General features: G+C 39.3%; 20 protein-coding genes. 9 read left to right on the top strand and 11 right to left on the bottom strand.

Features of this window, described 5'->3' with window-relative positions:
* Positions 1-15: 15 nt before the first annotated feature.
* The 3 genes from FW778_RS21525 to FW778_RS21515 form a co-directional block, all read right to left on the bottom strand.
* Positions 16-2,439, bottom strand: a complete 2,424-nt coding sequence (locus FW778_RS21525; protein ID WP_150416956.1) for an ABC transporter permease — start codon at positions 2,437-2,439, stop codon at positions 16-18.
* Between the two features lie 46 nt (positions 2,440-2,485).
* Positions 2,486-4,906 carry an ABC transporter permease gene (locus tag FW778_RS21520; protein ID WP_150416955.1) on the bottom strand — a complete coding sequence of 807 codons (2,421 nt, stop codon included), beginning with the start codon at positions 4,904-4,906 and terminating at the stop codon, positions 2,486-2,488.
* Between the two features lie 84 nt (positions 4,907-4,990).
* Positions 4,991-5,170 (bottom strand): hypothetical protein, encoded by a 180-nt coding sequence (locus FW778_RS21515; protein ID WP_150416954.1) that lies wholly within the window; start codon positions 5,168-5,170, stop codon positions 4,991-4,993.
* 374 nt (positions 5,171-5,544) lie between these two features.
* On the opposite strand from FW778_RS21515, the gene FW778_RS23335 reads away from it, so the two are divergent.
* Complete coding sequence (locus FW778_RS23335) at positions 5,545-5,847, top strand: hypothetical protein (protein ID WP_202552422.1); 303 nt, start codon at positions 5,545-5,547, stop codon at positions 5,845-5,847.
* 145 nt (positions 5,848-5,992) lie between these two features.
* Positions 5,993-6,592 (top strand): P-loop NTPase family protein, encoded by a 600-nt coding sequence (locus FW778_RS23330; protein WP_235906533.1) that lies wholly within the window; start codon positions 5,993-5,995, stop codon positions 6,590-6,592.
* A gap of 26 nt (positions 6,593-6,618) precedes the next feature.
* On the opposite strand, the gene FW778_RS21505 is transcribed toward FW778_RS23330, so the two are convergent.
* Complete coding sequence (locus tag FW778_RS21505) at positions 6,619-7,386, bottom strand: LuxR C-terminal-related transcriptional regulator (RefSeq protein WP_235906531.1); 768 nt, start codon at positions 7,384-7,386, stop codon at positions 6,619-6,621.
* A gap of 399 nt (positions 7,387-7,785) precedes the next feature.
* On the opposite strand from FW778_RS21505, the gene FW778_RS21500 reads away from it, so the two are divergent.
* The 3 genes from FW778_RS21500 (at position 7,786) to FW778_RS21490 (ending at position 10,163) form a co-directional block, all read left to right on the top strand.
* On the top strand, positions 7,786-8,418 hold the full coding sequence (locus FW778_RS21500) for a response regulator (RefSeq protein ID WP_150416953.1): 633 nt from the start codon (positions 7,786-7,788) through the stop codon (positions 8,416-8,418).
* Between the two features lie 159 nt (positions 8,419-8,577).
* Positions 8,578-9,243, top strand: coding sequence for an O-methyltransferase (locus FW778_RS21495; protein ID WP_150416952.1), 666 nt, complete (start codon positions 8,578-8,580; stop codon positions 9,241-9,243).
* A gap of 221 nt (positions 9,244-9,464) precedes the next feature.
* Positions 9,465-10,163, top strand: coding sequence for a hypothetical protein (locus tag FW778_RS21490; RefSeq protein WP_150416951.1), 699 nt, complete (start codon positions 9,465-9,467; stop codon positions 10,161-10,163).
* Between the two features lie 32 nt (positions 10,164-10,195).
* Here the strand turns inward: FW778_RS21490 and FW778_RS21485 are convergent, their stop codons facing one another.
* Positions 10,196-10,852 (bottom strand): NAD-dependent epimerase/dehydratase family protein, encoded by a 657-nt coding sequence (locus tag FW778_RS21485; protein WP_150416950.1) that lies wholly within the window; start codon positions 10,850-10,852, stop codon positions 10,196-10,198.
* A 168-nt stretch (positions 10,853-11,020) separates the two neighbouring features.
* On the opposite strand from FW778_RS21485, the gene FW778_RS21480 reads away from it, so the two are divergent.
* On the top strand, positions 11,021-11,908 hold the full coding sequence (locus FW778_RS21480; RefSeq protein WP_150416949.1) for a dienelactone hydrolase family protein: 888 nt from the start codon (positions 11,021-11,023) through the stop codon (positions 11,906-11,908).
* A gap of 22 nt (positions 11,909-11,930) precedes the next feature.
* Here the strand turns inward: FW778_RS21480 and nagA are convergent, their stop codons facing one another.
* Positions 11,931-13,136, bottom strand: coding sequence for an N-acetylglucosamine-6-phosphate deacetylase (nagA, locus tag FW778_RS21475; protein ID WP_150416948.1), 1,206 nt, complete (start codon positions 13,134-13,136; stop codon positions 11,931-11,933).
* A 57-nt stretch (positions 13,137-13,193) separates the two neighbouring features.
* Complete coding sequence (locus FW778_RS21470) at positions 13,194-13,937, bottom strand: glucosamine-6-phosphate deaminase (RefSeq protein WP_150416947.1); 744 nt, start codon at positions 13,935-13,937, stop codon at positions 13,194-13,196.
* Positions 13,938-14,166: 229 nt separating this feature from the next.
* On the opposite strand from FW778_RS21470, the gene FW778_RS21465 reads away from it, so the two are divergent.
* Positions 14,167-14,583: an ester cyclase gene (locus FW778_RS21465; RefSeq protein WP_150416946.1), complete on the top strand. Its 417-nt coding sequence runs from the start codon at positions 14,167-14,169 to the stop codon at positions 14,581-14,583.
* A 129-nt stretch (positions 14,584-14,712) separates the two neighbouring features.
* Here FW778_RS21465 and FW778_RS21460 read toward each other — a convergent pair whose 3' ends face one another.
* Positions 14,713-15,369, bottom strand: a complete 657-nt coding sequence (locus tag FW778_RS21460; protein ID WP_150416945.1) for a hypothetical protein — start codon at positions 15,367-15,369, stop codon at positions 14,713-14,715.
* Positions 15,370-15,563: 194 nt separating this feature from the next.
* On the opposite strand from FW778_RS21460, the gene FW778_RS21455 reads away from it, so the two are divergent.
* Positions 15,564-15,911: a 4Fe-4S dicluster domain-containing protein gene (locus FW778_RS21455; protein WP_150416944.1), complete on the top strand. Its 348-nt coding sequence runs from the start codon at positions 15,564-15,566 to the stop codon at positions 15,909-15,911.
* 107 nt (positions 15,912-16,018) lie between these two features.
* Here FW778_RS21455 and FW778_RS21450 read toward each other — a convergent pair whose 3' ends face one another.
* The 3 genes from FW778_RS21450 to FW778_RS21440 form a co-directional block, all read right to left on the bottom strand.
* On the bottom strand, positions 16,019-16,453 hold the full coding sequence (locus FW778_RS21450) for a VOC family protein (protein ID WP_150416943.1): 435 nt from the start codon (positions 16,451-16,453) through the stop codon (positions 16,019-16,021).
* Positions 16,454-17,700: 1,247 nt separating this feature from the next.
* The gene (locus FW778_RS21445; RefSeq protein WP_150416942.1) at positions 17,701-18,081 is read right to left on the bottom strand and encodes a hypothetical protein; all 381 of its coding nucleotides are present in this window, start codon (positions 18,079-18,081) and stop codon (positions 17,701-17,703) included.
* A 352-nt stretch (positions 18,082-18,433) separates the two neighbouring features.
* Positions 18,434-18,979: a hypothetical protein gene (locus FW778_RS21440; RefSeq protein ID WP_150416941.1), complete on the bottom strand. Its 546-nt coding sequence runs from the start codon at positions 18,977-18,979 to the stop codon at positions 18,434-18,436.
* A 345-nt stretch (positions 18,980-19,324) separates the two neighbouring features.
* Here FW778_RS21440 and FW778_RS21435 point away from each other — a divergent pair, with 345 nt between their 5' ends.
* Positions 19,325-20,662: an OmpA family protein gene (locus tag FW778_RS21435; RefSeq protein WP_150416940.1), complete on the top strand. Its 1,338-nt coding sequence runs from the start codon at positions 19,325-19,327 to the stop codon at positions 20,660-20,662.
* The last annotated feature ends 65 nt before the right edge of the window (positions 20,663-20,727 follow it).

The raw sequence follows: 20,727 nt of genomic DNA, 5'->3' as shown, positions 1-20,727 counted from the left end.
ATAGTTACAATGGCCTTATTCCGTTCTTAAACTCTTAACAGGATTAGCAACTGCTGCTTTTACAGATTGAAAACCAACCGCGATAAACGCTATCCCAACAATCAGTGCAAAAGGAAATATAAAGTAGGTCCAGCGCAGATCAATGCGAAAAGCATAACCCTGCAACCAGTCAGAAGTCATCAGCCAGGCTAACGGTGTCGCTATCAAAAAAGCAACAATTAATAAGTAAATAAATTCTCGGTACAATAAATTAAGGATGGTCCCTACAGAGGCGCCCAACACTTTTCGGATACCAATTTCTTTTGTACGTTGAAGCGTTGTGAATGAAGCAAGCCCAAATAATCCAAGGCAGGCTATCAGAATTGCAAGGAATGTAAATAACGTAAATACCTGCCCAAAGCGTTGGTCAGCTTTGTATTGATCGTTGAAATGATCATCGAGAAAGAAATATTCAAACGTATTGCCGGGAAAAAATTTATTCCATTCTGCCCTTGCCACGTTTATTACGGTCTTCGCTTTAGCGGCATCTGTTTTAATAGATACCGGGCCGTTAACATCCGGGATTAAACGAAAAATAAGTGCATCATAATTTTCGTGCAAAGACTGTTGGTGAAAATTTTCCGTTACCCCAATGATAGTATATCTCCTTCCCCAAAAGTCAATTCGTTTATTCAGCGCATCTTCCAGGTTATCGAAACCTAACAGGTCTACCGCCTTCCTCGTAAACATTATTGCACTGTCATCAGAACCAAAATCTTTTGAAAACGTGCGCCCGGCAATTAGTTTCAGGCCGTAAGTTTGCATGTAATCATAATCAATCCCAATTACACGGTATTGTTTTTGTTTCGACTCGTCCTGGCCTACAAGTTTTATTCCACCGGCGTTCCAGCCAACTGCTTCCCCCGGTACATTTGTCGAAACCGCAATATCTTTTACCGAAGTTTGCTGTCTTAACGCGTCTTTAAACGCAGTCTTCTTTTGAAGAAAAGTGGAATCTGTTCCGACGGTTGGTGGTGATATAACCAGCGTTTGGTCGATGTTCACGCCCAGGGATTGTTTCCTCATAAATTGTATCTGCTTGTAAACGATAACAGTTCCAATTAATAAAAATAATGAGGCTGCAAATTGAAACACAACCAGCGACTTTCGTAACCAGGCGCTCTGCCTGGTGCCACTCATCTTTCCTTTTAGTACTTCTATGGGTTTAAACCCTGATAACACGAATGCGGGATAAAGGCCTGAGAAAAATATACCAACAAAAAATAAGGCCGATAGATCGATCCAGAAATTACCTGTCATAAATAATGAAAGTGATAATTCCTGCCCCGATAATTTATTAAAACCAGGAATGGCAAGCAGCACAATTAATAAGGCAATGGCTAATGCGGCACCATTTATTAACGCTGATTCAGTAAGAAACTGAAGAACCAGTTGTCTTCGTTGTGAGCCGATTGCTTTACGCACGCCAACTTCCTTTGCACGGGTTATCGCTCTTGCAGTAGCGAGATTGATATAATTTACCCACGCAATTACCACAATAAAAAATGCGATTCCCAACAACAGGTAAACTGTTTTGCCATCACTGGTTTCACCCGGTTCCATCATATAGTGCGAATAAAGATGAATATCGTTTAAAGGCTGAAGATGGTAAGTGACAGCCGAATTATACTTCTTCATATCAGCGCCAACAAATTTATCAACAATGGGAGGAAATTTTTTTTCAACGGCAGCAGGATCAGCGCCCTTTCTCAATTGCAAATAAGTTAAGCAACCATCCCATTCCCATGCTGTTTCAGGGCCTTTGCCGCTTGAATCAGTATTCCATTTTACAAACGTTGCATATGAAAGAAGGACATCGGGTTTGATCTGCGTATTCCCGGGCGCATCTTTATATACAGCCGTTATAACATAATTGCTGTTCCGGTTCAATTCTAATTGTTTGCCGATAACATTCGTGGTTCCAAAGACTTTTTTTGCTGTAGTCTCCGAAACGGCTGCATCAAAAGGTTCTTTCAAGGCCGTATTCTTATCGCCGGCTATTAAAGGGTATGTAAATATTTTAAAGAAAGAAGCGCTCGCAAAAAACACTTTTTCTATTTTTAAAGGTTGATGCTGAACATCGGTTGTAACTTTTCCGTTTTGAACAAGCTTCACATAGTCTTCCACTTCTGGTATGGCATCTTTAAAAGCGTTACCCACGCCAAAAGCGCCCGCCGCCCATTGTGTACTCAACTTTCCATTGTCATACCGGTCCTGTTGCACGCGATAGACCTGATTTTTATTCACCTGGAAATTTTCATAACTCAGTTGAAACGAAACATATTGTAAAATGATTAAACAGGTTGCAATGCCTATAGATAATCCGAGAATATTTATGGCTGAGTAAACCTTATGACGCATTATATTTCGCCATGCGACTTTGAAATAGTTTTTAATCATAAAATTCAATTTAATTACGGTTAATCGTTTATGTTAGTATGGCACCCTATTCAGTTCTTAAACTTTTCACCGGGTTTGCAACCGCTGCTTTTATTGCCTGGAAACCAACCGTTAGTAATGCTATCAAAATGGCAACTATAGCAGCAATTAAAAATATCCACCAGCTTATATTTATTCTATACGCAAAACTTTGCAGCCATTTATTCATTGCCCAATATGATAATGGAAATGCAATAACGCATGCAATGAATACAAGCTTTACAAATTCTTTTGAGAGCATCTGCGTAACCTGGGTTACACTGGCTCCAAGCACTTTTCGGATACCTATTTCTTTAGTACGACGCTCTGCAGTGTAAGTTGCTAAACCAAATAATCCCAGGCATGCAACAAGTATGGTAAGCACAGCAAATATGTTCAGGATAGTTCCTGTTTTTTGTTCTGCTGCATAGGTTTTGTTATACAGATCGTCCATGAAAGTGTAAGTAAAAGGCTCATCGGTATTGAACTTATCCCATTGTTTTTTCATGGTGGAAAGCAGGCCGCTTATATCTGCTGTTTTTACTTTGAATATCAAACCCCAATCAGGTTCCAGTGTCATCAACAAAGGTGTAATGGGTTCATGCAAGGATTTGAAATTAAAATCTTTTACAACGCCAATAACATGAAAAGGAACATCCCGCCCCCTGTCACTATTTTGACGTATGATGATCTTGCCAACTGCATCCCTTGTCCCCCATCCAAATGCTTTGGCGGCTGTTTCGTTAATAATCATCCCTGTTGAATCTGTTGCAAAATCTTTAGAGAAATTTCTGCCGATTGCCAAATGCATACCCAGCGTTGGAATGTACTGTTCATCCACATGATACTCCATCGTTTTCATGATCTGGTTGTCATGCCCTTCGGGGTAAGCCAAAGCATTGCCGCCACTGCTTGGTCCGGCTGGTTTATAAGATGAAACAGTTGCATTTAATACCCGCGGATCTCTCAATAGTTCTTCTTTGTAAACCTTTTCATTTTTCCCTAATGCATAAGAGTTGGGCAGGGTAAGTAATTGTTCTTTATCATAACCCAATTGTTTATTCTGTATATATTCCATTTGTTGCCATACCACAATAGTGCTTATGATTAATCCCACAGAAATAAAAAATTGAAAAACAACAAGGCTGCTGCGCAAACCAAAGCTTTTGTTGTTGCTGATGAACTTTCCTTTTAATACCATTATGGGTTTAAAAGAAGACAGAAAAAATGCAGGATATACGCCAGCAATAATGGTGACTAATATCCCAAGTGTAATAAACGCTGCAATTATTTTTATATTAAAACCAAAGCTTAAATTTTTACCAGAGATATTATTGAACAAAGGCAAAGCAAGTTGTATCAATACCATTGCGATAAGCAAAGCAATAAATACCAGCAATGCAGACTCTGTTAGAAACTGTTTAATGAGTTGAAATTTCCCGGAGCCGATTACTTTACGAACACCAACCTCTTTTGCACGTCTTGATGCGCCTGCCGTTGAAAGGTTTATAAAATTGATACAGGCGATCAGCAACATAAAAATTGCAATAGCGCCAAAAATATAAACATACATAGCATTGCCACCTGCATCTAGTTCATAGTTAGAATGAGAATGTAAATGTATAGATGTTAAAGGCTGTAAGGCAAAACCCAGTTCATTGCCTTTGGTACGAAACTGGGATAGGCTAATACCCATGTTTTGCTGTATCTGCGGACCCATGTATTTCTCAACCATACCGGGCAGCTTTGCTTCTAAGTTTTTATAATTATAGCCTGGCCTAAGCAATATATAAGTAAAAAAATTAGAGCCCATCCATGAGTCTGACTTCGCCTGGTCGAGGCCAGCTATAGAGCCAAACAAATCAAAGTGAAAATGAGAATTGACAGGCACTTTATTAATTACACCCGTTACTTTGAAAGATGCATTTTTGTTATCAGGGAAAACCAAAATTTTGTCAATCGGGTCTTCATTACCAAAATATTTTTTTGCAAAGGGTTTTGTGATAACAAGCGTATTTGGTTCTTTCAATGCGTTTTTTACATCACCTTCAATGAGTGGTAAAGTGAATATGCTGAAAAAGTTTGGGTCAACGAAAGCCAATTCATCATCCTTAAAACTCTTGTCTTTATAAGTAATTTTTGGTGCGCCTGCTACATTCAGACGCGTGGCATCTTCCACGTCGGGATAATCATTTTTCATTGCCACGGCAACAGGCGGCATCACATTAGCCTCAAAAATTTTTCCGCCATTAATATCTGCTTTGAAAACCACACGCACAATACGATCAGCATTTTTATTAAAACGGTCATAGCTCAATTCTTCCTGAACGAACAGCATGATAATAAAACAAACAGTTATCCCGATAGATAAGCCCGCAATGTTGATGATTGAAAAAGTTTTATGTTTCATCAAATTGCGCCAGGCAATTTTAAAATAATTTTTAATCATAATTTTTTCGGCTAAGCCTTTATGTTAGTAAAATTCATATTTATTCTGTTCTCATGTTCTTCACTGGCCTGGCAATTTTGGATTTCATTTCCCGGTCGCATACCATTCTACCGGCGAAGCGATAACCATAAAAATGACCACCAGCTTTAAGAAACCTTTAGATACTGATGTGGCTATATTTTTTACAGAGGAGCCAGCTACTTTACGCACACCAATTTCTTTAGTTTGTCGCTGATGTGCAATTTTGAAAAATTCTTTTAACATGGCAGGTCAATTAGGGCCGTTAAGAATAACCGGGACAGAAATTACTACGGTAATTTTTTTTCAACCATCATACCAATGATATAGTTCATTGATACATAATATTTAAGAAAAGAAATTCTAATTTAAACTGTTCGTAAACGAACACTCGTATTTATAAAGCGGACAATTTTATTTACCCTCTATGAATTTACCCGCAACAAATTGTACCGTTTTTATGCATTCTCGCAATAATAAACTCCAACCTGCGACAAAACGCAGTTTATTCTAATTAAATATTTAGAAACTTGCGTTATTATTGTTTGTCACACAAAAGCCACCACATACGCGTTCCTAATGCAACGGCATTTTTTTATATTAGTATTAAAAAAGAAATTATGAATAAGACAATTACCGGAAGAGACATTCGCAATCAGCTGAAAGCTGATTTAATTGGAAAAGACTCCTATCGGGGGGTTACTTTAACCTACACCTGGCTGGCCAATCAATTCGGGCATATTTCTCTTGGATTTATTCCCACTTTTATCCTGTACATCATTCTCTCAAGGTATTTCACAGAGGCCAGTGCCTCGTTTTGGTCAGCGGTTTATATTTCTGCTGCATGGTTTGTATTTGAAACTTTTAATTTTTTAGGGCCATTGTTATTAAGCAATCCCTTAAAAAAAAAATACTTTTATTGAGCCTTCCCAGCAATATATCTTCCAGCCGGCATGGGGAAATGTTGCATTTGATACCATAACCGACATAGGTTTTTTTTGGTTCGGTGCTTTCTTTGCAAGTTCACTCTGTAATTATTCGACAATTTCTGTCACCATATTACTGATTTTGGCAGGCCTGTTAATTTACCCGGTATACTATTGGTATCCAACTAAAATGTATTTGCAAATACCCCAATACCCTTTTCAGTTCAGACTAAGCCAATGGGAAGCTGAACAGATTGGCCCAGATGCCATACATAATATCAACAGATTTTTAAATAATGACCGCGACGGAATGCACTTACTTATCTTCGGATCAAAGAACAGTGGCAAAACAAGTATAAGTGTTGGCATTGCCACAGAACTTTCGATAAAACACAAGCCCTGTTATTATATAACTGCCATGAAATTGTTCAGTATGTTCTTTGATACCGATGAAAGGCCTGCCGGCTTGTGGAACTGGCGCTCATCTTCAGTATTGGTTATCGATGATATTAATGCAGGGCATCCCATTAAGCAGGACCTTATATCTCCTGAACATTTTTTAAAGTTAATTGACACCTACTCGGCTCAAAACGAAATAAACAGGAACGCTATTAAGAATACAAATACCATATGGGTATTAGGCAGCAGCGATACCGGCAAAGATTTGTATGGTAAATGGCACGAGATGCTCGAAAATATAGGTGTTGATAAGAAAGATATTCTGTCGGTACATCTGCCTTAAGCCTTAAACGCAATAAAGTTTTTCAGCTATTTTAAAATATGGTTTTCATAAGCGAAACTTATTAAGTGGGTAAGGCTTTTAACGTTAAATCGTTTATACAAAGGAATTATTCGTTTTTCAATAGCTGATTGTGTAACATTGAAGTGGTTGGCTATTTCTTTAAAAGAATACCCTTTGGCAACCATCTCCAACGCTTCCTTTTCCTTGCGGGATATAGCATAATAGTTAAACAACTGCTTATTTAGTTCTTCCTCAAATTCAGATTTATCCGGGCCATAGGCCTCATACCTCATCACATTGCCCAAATTAATACTCCTGTTAATCTGCGATCTTCCTATTATTGCTGTAACCATTCCGTTCTCAATATCGAACACCCCAACTTTTGAAATTAAAGGAACGGCAGTTCCGTTTTTATGGATTTTTTTTAATTCAATCGTAAAGCTATACTTTTCCAGTTCTTCGGTTCTCCCATAAATAAATTTGAGTGCTTTATCATTGAGTTCATTCGAGAAAGGGGCATATTCAGGCGAGGTAATACTGACGATTGTAAGCATACTTATTTCATCATCTTTATAGCCAAGGATCTCCTCCCATCCATCCGCATATATCATTCTTTGTTCTTTAAAAGAATAAATATAAATTGCCTCTTCAGGAAACCTTGTGAGTATTTTCCTAAAGTAAACAGCCCTTTCGCTTTTTAAATCCGCGGGCACATCAGTAATAAAAGATTTCGTATAATTTCCCGGAACCGACATTAAAAAAAATTGTTTATAATTAGAAAAGCAAGTTGACATCCTGCGTGTTTTCGCAGTTGGTGTCCTTCTTTCATAGCAATAACTTTGTAAGCATCAAATATGCAGAAATTAATGGAAAAAAAGATAAAATAATATTATTGATTTATTCACAGATTACATTTATAAAAGCTTTTGCAAATTAATACCTTATTTACTAAAAATTATCTAATCCTTTAAAAAGCCTCCTTTTAGCTTGCCTGGGAAACCATACCTTTTTGTTAAAAACATACCAATGAAAAACACCTTTTGTTTTTAACTAAAAATATCAATTTTATTTTTCCAAAAATTAAAATTGATATTTTTTATTTGCTAACGGGAGGGTTAAACGATGAAACCATTTTATTAATAAAAGTTAACACAGGCGTTACCTACATTATCTAAATAATCAACAAATTTTATATGCAGCACATTTTACTTGTTGATGATCATCCCATAATAACTGATAGCTTAAAAATAGTTATAGAAAATTCTATAGCCCATTGCAAAACGGATGTCGCCAACGATGGTGATGCAGCTTTTGAAAAAATAAAACACAATGACTACGATCTTATAATAATGGACGTGTCGCTGCCAAATACTGATTCATATAGTATGGTAAGTAACATACTCGCTATTAAGCCTGCTTCCAGGATTTTAATGTTCAGCATGAATTCTGAAGAAATATTTGCAAAAAGATATCTTAAGATGGGTGCAATGGGATTTTTACGTAAAGATGCACCGCTGGACGAAATAAAAAATGCAATTGAGACGGCTTTAAAAAATAACCGTTATATGAGCCAGGAACTAAGAGAAAACCTACTGATGGATGTGCTTGACCATAACAAGCGCGAGAATCAGTTTGATAAATTATCTCCCCGGGAATTTGAAATTGTTCAACATCTGGTTCATGGAGAGTCAGTGTCTGAAATATCCAAAAAGTTGAACCTCCATACATCAACTATAGGAACTCACAAAGCAAGGATATTCGAAAAGTTGCGCTGCGACAATATCGTTGAGCTTGTAACAATGGCAAAAGTTCATCACATTTTGTAACCCCCACCATAGTTCACATTTCAAAAACCAATAAATTCAAAGGAAAAGATTAGAATTTATTGGTTTTTGAAATGTGAACAAAGTTTTTCGGAAAAGTAAAAATTATCAAAGCAATACCGCTTCCTATTTAACTTTGATTAAACAATCTTTAAAAATCGTATGAACCAACAACTTTTTGAATCAGTGGACCAATATATCGGCCGGCTGTTTTATAATGAAGATGCCTGCCTTAAGGAGACCGAACAATCGATTATCCGCTCAGGTATTCCTCAAATAAGTGTTTCACCCAACCAGGGTAAATTCCTGCATATACTCGCCAGACTTTGCAATGCTAAAAAAATTTTGGAAATGGGAACACTTGGTGGTTACAGCACCATCTGGATGGCAAGAGCACTACCGGCAAACGGAAAATTAATTACACTTGAAATTGACAAAAATCATGCTGATGTAGCCCGGCAAAATTTTAACCGTTGTGGGCTCGCCTCAAAAATTGAAATACGTTTAGGCAAAGCCATTGATATACTACCATCACTCAAGGAAGAAGGTGCGGGCCCCTTTGATATGATTTTTATTGATGCAGACAAACCTCCTTATACTGAATATTTTCAATGGGCCTTAAAGTTGGCAAGGCCTGGAACACTCATCATAGCCGATAATGTAATAAGAGAAGGGAAAGTATTGCTTCAGGAAAGCCCTGATGAAATGGTAACCGGGGTAAAACGGTTTAATCAATTTTTATCGCAATGCAGTGATGTAACAGCCACAATTTTTCAGACAGTCGGCGCCAAAGAACACGATGGTATGGCAATAGCTTTGGTAAAATAAATAATGACCCACGCATGGATTTGATATGTGAGTTATCAACTTTACTTGTTTTCTATTCCGGACCTGCGAACCAACCATTACGGTGTTGCTGAAAAAATACAAAAAAACGTTAATGTAAGTATGTCCGCCATCTCACAAAAGGCGCATAATTATTTTTGAGCATAAATATTGCAATAAGATACTATTGCTTCTTTTAAAAGAAATTAAAAACCAAATAAATAGTGGATATACAACAACATTTTGACAACCAGGACGAGTTTAATAAGCTGGTGGCCAGAAACCTGGAGTTGAAAAAAGAATTAGAAAGAGAACAGGTGCTGCACACGATGCTTTACAAAGAATGGAAAGAATTAAGCGAGAAAATGTCTTCGCAAGAACATGAAGCGTATGAAAATAGCAGGCCGAAAAATTTATTTTATAAATATGCTTTTTTTTTACTGTTAATTGCCCTTATACCGGCAGTTTATTTTTTATATCCGCAAACAGGTAGTGGCAAACTTTCTGCATCACCTCCGGTGGCTGCAGATAGCTTATCGGGCATGAATACAACGACCGCCATTACGGAGCCACCGCAACAGGATTCTATCTCTACAAACAAAGAAAAACAAATAAGCAGCCGCGACGTGTCTCACGAGCCCGCACAGGAAAAACCTATAATAAAAACCGTCGAGAAAACACCGCCCGCGCATGATAGTTCCAGTACGGCCCCGTTAGTTGTACACAAGCCGGTTATTGAAACTCCGCTAACCAATGAAGCAAGGGATTCCATTTCTTCCGATGGATTTAGTGCTTATTTTAACCATCGTCGAAACCCTTACAGAAGGAACTCGGAGAGATATAAAGTATGGGCCGAAGGCTGGAAAGAAGGAAAAGCCGAAGGTGAAAAAGTGGTAGAGAAAAATCCTACTGTTAAGCAATAGAGTTGTTGGCAGAAAAGACTCGGGTGAACATCTTATACCTGTGCCAACCGCCTGATATCTTTTACTTCCAATATATTTTTCGAATAGCCCACCGTTACCGCGTTTATCATTGCCTGCCCCACTTCGTGCATGGTTAGCACACTCCTGGGCGAAACGGCTTTGATGACCTTCACTATAAATTTAAAAAGTGGCTTCCAGTTTTTCTGAGCCGGGAAAGGCTGCATCACACCCGGCCGGAAATTGTATTCGCCTTTAAAACCCAGCTGCGCCAAATCGTTTTCCGTTTTGCCCTTTACACGTGCCCACATCATCCTGCCCTTTTCACTGCTGTCTGTCTGGGCGCCGGATACATAAGTGAAAACAATATCCTTGTTTACCGCGAGTAGCGCCTTTGCGAAAGATAAGGTTGTATCATAGGTAATGCGGGTGTACTTATCTTCGTTCATACCAACAGAACTGATACCTGCACAGAAAAAACAGCCGTCATAACGTACAAGGTTATACGCTAGTTGGTTGATTTGAAAGAAATCGGGAACAATCAGTTCTTTTAGTTTGGGATGCTGCATTTCGTAATGCCTGCGGTTAATGATGAGTACTTCACTAACGGTTGGGTTTTGCAAACACTCAAATAATACGCCTTCGCCAACCATGCCCGTGGCGCCGGTGATGATTACTTTTATACCACTCATTATTTTGTATTTATAAACGAAGGTCGGTAGAAAAATGAAATACTGCTTTGTTGGACGCTTCAAAATTGAGTAAAACAAAATCGCGGAATTCATTTAACTAGTCACGATAAACGGCCCTTCGCCTTGCACCTTAATTTCTTAACTTTATAGAACACAATTTTTATCAGCATGAACATAATAAGAAAAGAAGACATCAAACAGGAAGTGTTTGATCTTTATGACGACTATGCACACAATCGTGTTAACAGGCGTGAGTTTGTGCAAAAGCTATCTGCCTATGCCGTGGGTGGCATTACGGTAGCTTCTCTCATGAGTATTCTTATGCCGAACTATCAAAGCACTGCTGAGGTGAAAGCAGATGACCCGGGCCTTAAATCAGGATATATACATTACGATTCTCCGAAAGGTGACGGTGATATCAAAGCGCTATTATCAATGCCATCGGATGCAAAAGGAAAGCTGGGGGGCATTGTAGTGGTCCATGAAAACCGCGGTCTGAACCCCTACATTGAAGATGTGGCAAGAAGAGCTGCGCTGGCAGGATTTATCACTATTGCACCGGATGCCCTCACGCCCCTGGGCAGTTATCCGGGCAATGATGATGCGGGGCGTGAAATGCAAAGCAAACTTGATAAAAATAAAATGCTGGAAGATTTTATAGCCGCTTATTACTACCTCAAAAGTCATAAGGACTGTAATGGTAAAGTAGGTGTGGTAGGATTTTGTTTTGGCGGAGGCATTGCAAATATGATGGCCGTTCGCATTCCGGATCTTTCAGCCGCTGTTCCGTTTTATGGAGCCCAGCCTCCCGCAGAAGATGTTCCCAAAATAAAAGCTCCCCTGCTGCTGCATTATGCGGCACTCGATACCCATATAACCGGAGGATGGCCCGCATACGAAGCTGCTTTAAAAGCTAACGGAAAAGCATACACGGCTTATATATACCCCGACGTAAACCATGGCTTTCATAATAATACCACGCCGCGTTACGACAAAGATGCTGCAGAACTTGCCTGGAAACGTACCATTGATTTTTTTGATCAAAAATTGAAATAGCGGTTGATGGTCCTAAATGTTTTTATAGCCCGACATCTTTTTGATAAATTACTTTTCCCTTTACCATCGTAGTATGTACAGTAATATCTTCATCGAAGATTACAATATCCGCGTCTTTACCCAGAGTCAAAGAACCCTTCCTATCTGCAATATTCATGATAGATGCCGGAGTGTGTGTTATCATTCGTACTGCATCGGGTAATGAAATGCCGGCCATTTGAATCATAGTCCTTACCAAACGATCCGCCGTTGCAACACTTCCGGCAAAGGAACTCCTATCGGGTAATTTTGAAACACCATCTTCAACAATTACTTTGAGCCCGGTATGAATATTACCAATCACGCTTTTCCCGGACGGCATTGCCGCGGCACGAATGGCGTCTGTGATGAGCGCAATTTTGTCGAAGCCTTTTATCTTACAAACTAATTGTAATAATGGGGCAGAAAGGTGAACACCGTCTGCAATAACTTCAACATCCATTTCATCAATAAGGAATGCGCTTTCAACTACTCCCGCATAACGGCGGGCGTTCCTGCGTGTGACACCTGACATAGCTGAATATAAATGCGTCGCCAGCGTGTAGCCGTTCTCGTAAGCCTCCATCACTTCTTCATAAATGGCGTCAGTATGGGCAAGAGCAACCAATATGCCTTTAGACTTTACATATCTTCCAAATGGAATTGCTCCTTTTAATTCAGGAGCTGCGCTCCATCGTTTGATCGCATCGGATTTGGATAGGATATACTCATATTCCTCAGGATCGGGATCACGGATGTACCGGGGATCCTGGGCGCCACGCTGGCTCATGGCTAAATAGGGGCCTTCGAGATGCACACCCATGAACTGCGCACCGGATTTATTCTTCAGGTAGGCTTCATCGTAAGTCTCCAATGTTTTAACGATATCTTCAGTGCTGCCGGTAAGTGTAGTGGGAAATAATGCCGTAGTCCCAAACCTGGCATGGGTTTGAGCAATTGCAAGAAATGCTTCCACGGTATTATCCATAAAATCGTGACCGCCTCCGCCATGAACATGGATATCAATAAAGCCGGGAGAAATAAATCTTCCGCCCGCATCAATCGTCACTGCTCCGGGCACGTCGGGATCATGCTCCGAGACTTCGGCAATAATACCATCTTTAATAATTACCGAACCATTGGATATGCCCCTGAAAGGAGTAATTATCCGTCCATTGTGTATTTTAATAAAAGAGTTCTTTGTATCCATCAAATTCGGATTTGTTGTTGGACTTAAGCGGAATTACGTAAACCGCCACATTTATTATTAAATGTTATCATCGTTGAGTAAAGCTGATGAATCTCTGTCAAGAAAACAAACGCAGTTTGTGTGAAGTTGCAAAATACCTGCCGGAAACAAATTGGAAACAGGATTATCAAAACAATCTCTTACAGCAATAGCTTTCCTGCTTTCAGGCACTGAACAAATGATTGCAGCTGATTTCATGATTTGCTTAACTGACATGGTGATCGCCGTGCGAGGCACATCGCCGATCGTTTTAAACCAGCCTTCGCCCAACTGTTGTTGTCGGCATTTTTCATCAAGCTCAACAATTATAAAAGGTTCTTCAGTTTCAAAATTGGCAGGTGGATCGTTGAACCCAAGATGACCGTTTTCGCCGATCCCTACAAGGGCCAAATCTACAGGTGTTAACCTGATAATATTATTTAATCGCATGCACTCTTCCACTGAATTAGTTTCGCCGTGTATTAAATGTATCTCTTTTAAAGGACGCACTTTTTGAATGAACCTTTCATCGAGGTATCTCCTGAAACTTGCAGGTGACGCTTTTGGTAAAGCGATATATTCATCAAGGTGAAACATGGTTACTTTACTCCAATCAATATCTTCGTTTGTAAGTTGCAGTAATGTTTCAAACTGGCTTGTGCCGGTAGCCAATATGATAACAGCTTCACCATTATTATTAACCGCAGTCCGTATTATTTGTGCGGCCATGCTGCCGGCGGCTTTACCCAATTCAGAAGGATTATCATTTACAATAATTTGCATTAGCTCTCAAATATTTTGTTTAAAATTAGTTTGAAAGTCTCTGAATTATGGATCGGGGAGTATTTTTTTCTGACCAATCCTGTTTCTGTTTATCATAATTTTTACCATACAAAACATTTCAAACTTTAAATATTTTTTTTACTTTAGTAACCTGTTATTTTCTTCCCCCATGTAACTAAGCCCTCCATCCACATCCGGAATTTGATTGTTTAACTTAAAATCAAAAATTATGTCGCAGGTAATTATTGAAAAAATGCCGCTGACCGAAGTTCAGCAAAACATGGAATCTTATTTTAAAACACATGATGTTAAGTACATTGCAACTGATGCCGTATTTATAAATATGGGAACCGGTGAACGCACGGAAGGCCGTGAGGCAGTTGCAGAGATGCTTCATTATATTTATCATGTGGCTTTTGATGCTATAGCCGATATAACCAGCTCGATTATTACCGAAAATAAAGCGTTATTGGAAGCGAATTTTAAAGGAAAGCATATCGCTGAGTTTGCCGGTTTGGCTGCTACGAATAAAGTGGTGAGTGTACCATTCTGTATATCATACGACTTGGAAAATGGGCTGATTAAAGAGGCTCGTATTTACATGCTGGGCGACGTAATGTTTAAACAACTCAGTGGTAACGGATAACCCCTTTTTTTCCGTGTATTTAAAAGGTTCGTTAGCGAAAAGTTCATTCGGGTAGGCTTGTACGTTATTACAGGGGACTAAGCTTAAAAAAGCTTACGTCATAATACGACCAGTTTAATTCATATCATATCATTTTAATTCAAGTAGCACACAAGTTGCGGTAGCTGCCTGCTTATTATTGACAGATACTTCCGTATGGAGAGCAAAGAAAATATATTTACCCATAGTAATTTTTTTGCCGGTCGTGTTTACGGTACCGTTAGTACATATTAATAAATGAGCACAGCTCCCGGCGGGAATAGCAATTTTTTGCTGGCTGCTCAAATCAAATTTATAAACACGTACCAGTTTTTCATCTATGGTAGTTTCAACATTGGCATTCGTTAATGCTGTACAAGCCTCACTTGATGGCTCTTCCTTTACCAGTTCTATATCCATCACATGAAAAACATTTTTGCCTGCATTATACACTCTATGTGTAACCGGGTTTTTATCGTAAGCCGCAAATTTTGCGTCTCCCGGTAAAACATGGACCGGCGGTGCAATTGATTGACCCATAACCTGAATTCCAATGGTTGATTTACTAATGTGGACCATAACAGAAGGTGCAGCATGAATATGATACAACGTAGTATCGCCCGGCTTTATATGTACATCCAACAAACGAACATAATTGTTCTCCAGCACAGGCTTGTGATGCGGTTCTTCACGAACAGGAACCTGCGCCGTGGTAGTGTTACCTGCCATTAATAATAAAAGTAATGAGCAATATTTTACATAAAGCATACAATAATTTTATACTAAAGATATTCAAATAAAAGCCGCCTGGCAATTACCCGCAATTGAAATGTACGGCAACTTTCCGCGACCAGACTGACGAAAATCATACGCCGGATTGTATTATATCATTTAATGCGAGACACAACAGTTATTCCTTTACATACCAATTAATTCAAATTATTAATAAAACCCAATCTATTATGGCAATTAAAATAACCGAAGAATGTATTAACTGTGGCGCATGCGAACCCGAATGCCCCAATAACGCAATATATGAGGGGGGTGTACAATGGGCTATTGCAGACGGAACAACCGTTACAGGCAGCTTTGTACTAAATGATGGGACTATTGTGGACGCAAACGACCGCTTGCCGGCAATCTCCACGGACATTTATTATATAACGCCCAACAAATGCACAGAATGCCAGGGATTCCACGAAGAACCCCAGTGCGCCTCTGTTTGTCCCGTTGATTGCTGTGTCCGTGATGAAGACTATAAGGAAACAGTGGATCAACTGATGGCAAAAAAGGAATTATTGCACGCTTAAATTATCGATTCTAACCTATAAATGATTTAGAGCAGCGTTAGGATAGGAACAGGCAATTAATTTAAAAACGAGCCGGTTTTTCGCAGTGCAAATAAATCACCGTTGGCTTATGATTGGGGTGAAAAGTTAAACATCCAGCGAATACCAAACTTGTCTAAGCAACAACCCCAATAGCCCCAAAACTCTTCTCTCATAGGAGCTACGTCGCTGCCACCTTCAGAAAGAGCTTTGAATAAACGGTCTGTCTCTTCCTTCGAATCCGGTTCAAGATTAATCGTTACGTTATTGCCCACGATTAATTTATGTCCCATAGATTCAAGCATATCAGTTCCCATTAGAACAGTGCCACCTAAAATAGGAAGAGCTACATGCATAACGCTATGGGCATCTTTTTCGGACAGTGGGGGCATACCAGGCTGTGGAGGCGCATCCTTTAAATACATAACCGGTCTTTCAAACTCAGTTTGGAAAACCGTTTTGTAGAAATTAAAGGCCTCTTCTGTATTGCCCATAAAGTTGACATAAATTGAAACTTTTGCCATTGTTTTAAAATTTATTTAGTTATCAGAATTAAATTCCTTTACCACAAAGTTTGATATCTTTTTTGAAATGCAACGGGTGTAATTGAGGCTTTTTAAGGGCCTATTGCGACAGCCTTCCACTATTCCAGTAGTTGAGATCTACCGGAAACAAAGGCTAGACTATTTAACTCTTTACCTTTTTCAGACAGATAAAACGTAACCGGATAGTTACACGGTACCACTGCGACAAAATAAGTGGGTGTCTCGCAATGTTTCACAGCAATAAATTACCAAAACCCGGAGATTGGATTACCCAACACCATCACGGGAATGATCTACAAGATAAATACCGGGTTGCCAATTCGCATAAGTGCTCTAAAATTAGCTATAAGCAAAACTTGCCGTATGTTTACGCAGGGATAGCTGCCCTCCTTGCCTTCCGTAAACGGCGGATACGGCCACCGTTAGTTTTCTCCCTGGTGAATAGCAGGATATTTTAAATAGTATAGTAACTTATTAATTGCTTTTGGAAAATATTTTCTATATCTTAATGTGTTAATAGGGTGAGCAGATCTTCCTGTTTCCACCTTATTAGTTAGTTTTGGTACGGCCGCGGTTTCCACCGCGGCCTCTTTTATAAATATTTTTCAGTTAGCAGAATTCTTTGAATATTTTAACTGTGCTTTATAGCGCCCAAATTATGAACAAGATGTACTTCTCCTGTCATCTCTCATGGGTTTAACAATCTTCTTTTTGATTTTCCTCAATTCTGCAAAAATCGTTAATTAAATTATTGAATTAGACATTTGCACTCGTCGGTTAGCCTACAACGTTAGGTCACCGAAAGCTATCGAATAACACAATCGTTCTGGCTGCAAAGCTACAGCGCTGATCTTGCCATTGCACCATCCGAAAAATAAAGAGTCTTTATGGGTTGTTTTGTCAGTATTTTAAAATAAATAAACTCCTGTAGAAACAGGAGCTTATAATTGAACCACACATTAATTGCAAAATCACCAGAAAATCTTTTATCTATGAATTATTTAATGTCTTATATAGTAAATATGTTTTGATCTAAAAGAAAATACCGGCCGTGCACAGGCAGCAATGGACGTGCAGCGCATAAAATTATAAAAGGGTGCCAGGGTGGCCATCGGTGTTTTCACCGTTTTTGCGCCAGTGTTTTTCACCGCTTTTGCAAGGGTGTTTTCACCGTAAGCGAACATTAAGGATGGATAATAAACAATGGGATATGGGCAACGGATTAGTTACATGGTTTCATGCAGCCACCCGGTGGCTTCTTCTAAAGAGGTGAACGCATAAAACTGCAAGCCCCTGGTGAGGCATAAGGATTCCCATGATTCAGCTACTTCTTTATATTCCTGCGCCACCACAATACCAATTAGCAAAGAGCGGATTTCGGGCGGATAACTAACTGCGTAATCCTGCACAAGTCCAAAATATGGAAACAGTTCCAGCGGAAAATCCGTGCCTGTATCATCTACAATTATTCTTTTGGCGCCCTGCTTCATAATTTCATCAAACATTAATTGGGAATGCTTAATCAACTCTTCTTTGGTTTGCAATGTACCTTTGCTTTCTATCAAAAGGTATCCATCTTTGTTATGCGAGGTGATGGTTAGTTGCATGTGTCATTTCATAGATGAGTAATATTTTCACGATTGGCCATATTGTCAACAATATTCGTTGCATTATAAAATTACCGGTTGCAACCAACAAGTGCAGCACACGCAGGCGGGGACAAATTAACGCTTTAAGGTTAATTTAAATACTGTGTTTTTACGCAAAATTATCACTGGCCTTTCAAAAGTGACAGAATGAAAATAGCTCCAACGAAAATTTGAATGACAGAAGCCGGATATGCATGGCATATACTATTCCCGGCTTATATTCGCCAATTGAATTACTTCTGCGTCAATAAGCACCATTCCAAAAATAATATCGTATAAGGTTGCACGTTAGCAGCCGCAAAAGATACCCTTACTTTGAAAAAAACAGGGTATTGTTTTGCCTTGTTGTATTAAACTGGTTGTTGTACAGGAAAGGATAACTATTTCTTTCGACGCCTATGCTGCCGGAAACAGAAAAGGTTCGTGCATTATTAATGTACATTAACCCCAGCGAGGCCGCTGAATACATTGAAAAATTGGCTGGCTGGTAAAAGCCGTTATACGGATTTAGCTTATTGGCATCAGCGGTTAGAAAAGCATGGTTAAAATTATGATACGTGGGTGCTGCCGTTACTCCCGCAAATGCGTACACGTTATTACTGAGCCTGCGGTTTAACTGCAGGCCTAACGGTGCAGCCATAAACGGCGTACCGCGCCGTTGGAAGAAATTATACCCCGTGGCAAAACCACTGTAGCTGCTTATGAACCATTTTTTGCGGGGGCCGCTATTATATACATTACTATCCCCGGCAAAGGCGTTACCACCCAAATTATTTTGAAAGCTGCCTGGCAAAGTTGTTTGCGCTTGTACAGCGGTGGCAAAAACTATGATAACACATGTAAATAATATACGCATAATAAATATTACAGTATAAAAATACGCCATATTGAGTTAATGCAATTGAGCCTTGTATGCCGCCTAAATATTTTCTGTCCGCCGAAGGTTTTGTAGCGGGGCAGTTTCTTTGGTTAATTATACAACCCCAAAAAGGTTTTCAGCACGTCCCTTTTCCGTCCTTTTCCTCCCACCTGTAAAGTCAGAGTTACCAAATATTGAAAGATACTTTCCCCGGTAAAATTCCAAACTATTTTAGTGTCATAAAAAATATGCCGCATTAACGCGGCATGTGCCGGCATTTAATAACAATAATAGTATTTAAACATTAAACGCTTAAACATTTTTAACCATAAATATATTTTTATGAAAGCAATTATTTTATTAATAACCATCTGTGCATTTTTAAACATTGCACAAGCACAAAAAGTGAGCGATGTAGTTAAACAACAAGCGGGCGAGGGAGTGAAGGAAGGCGCCTCAATTGCCACCCAGCAAACGGCCAATAAAGTAACAGACAGAGTATTGGATAAACTCTTCTCGAAGAAAAAAAAGAAGAACGACGCTAAGGATAATACCAATAATACTAATAATAATATCACACAATCTGCTCCTGCTCAAAGCAGCGCAGGCAACAATACCCAGGAAATAAATACGCCGGACACACCCACCTCACTTACTACTTATTCAAAATTTGATTTTGTTCCCGGTGACAAAGTTTTGGTGTATGAAGACTTTTCACGGGATGCCATTGGCGATTTCCCGGAAAACTGGAACACAAATTCTGCAGGTGAAACAGTCACCGCTTCCAGTGAAACCGGCCACTGGCTGATGATTAACAAAAAAGGTGTATTTAAGCCGGAAGGTATCAATAAACTACCGGATAATTTTACGCTTGAATTTAACCTGATCTATTCCAGCGATAATTATATTCCTACTCTTCAAACGCTGTTCCTGTCTGCAGGAAACGGCAAAGACGGCAACCAGGAGTTGAATGCTGATTTTAGTTATAATAAACGCTCAGGAATAAACCTGGGAATTCAACCCATTCCCCGCGATAAGGGCGGCATTGCTAATATTTATGCTTTTAAGGCAGGAGATAAAATAATGGACAACCAGATTGAATTTCAAAATAACGGAGCCACAAAAATTAAGGTATCTATCTGGCGGCAAAAGCAGCGCCTGAGAGTTTATCTTGATCAGAATAAAGTATTTGATTTGCCCCGGGCATTTTCTCCCGGCGAAACTTATAATAACGTAATGTTTCAAACCTGGAGCGATTTTCCGAACCAGGATAAATACCTCATCAGCAATATTAAACTGGCTGTTGGCGAGCCTGATACCCGTAATAAACTTATTAATGAAGGAAAATTTTCGACCACCGGAATCTTGTTTGATGTTAATTCCGCTGCCATAAAACCCGAGTCTTATGGCTCATTAAAAGACATTGCAAGCGTACTGCAGGACAATTCGGGTATTCATGTAAAAATTATAGGACATACCGATAACGACGGCGATGCTGCAATGAATCTGGCACTTTCCAAAAAACGTGCAGCGGCGCTAAAGGCAGCCTTGATAAGTGATTTTTCAATCGATGGCTCCAGGTTGGAGACGGATGGAAAAGGATCGTCTGACCCGGTTGCAACTAATAGTACTCCTGAAGGCAAAGCCCAAAATCGTAGAGTAGAATTTATAAAGTTGTAATGTAATGTTCAACAGTTTTTAATAAAGCAGCTTCACTATGAAAAGGACGCATTTATTTGTTATAC

It is taken from the genome of Ginsengibacter hankyongi (assembly GCF_008710285.1).
In the GTDB taxonomy this organism is placed as follows: domain Bacteria; phylum Bacteroidota; class Bacteroidia; order Chitinophagales; family Chitinophagaceae; genus Ginsengibacter; species Ginsengibacter hankyongi.
The sequence above is the reverse complement of the archived record's forward strand: the minus strand, read 5'-3'. Positions and strand labels throughout refer to the sequence as shown.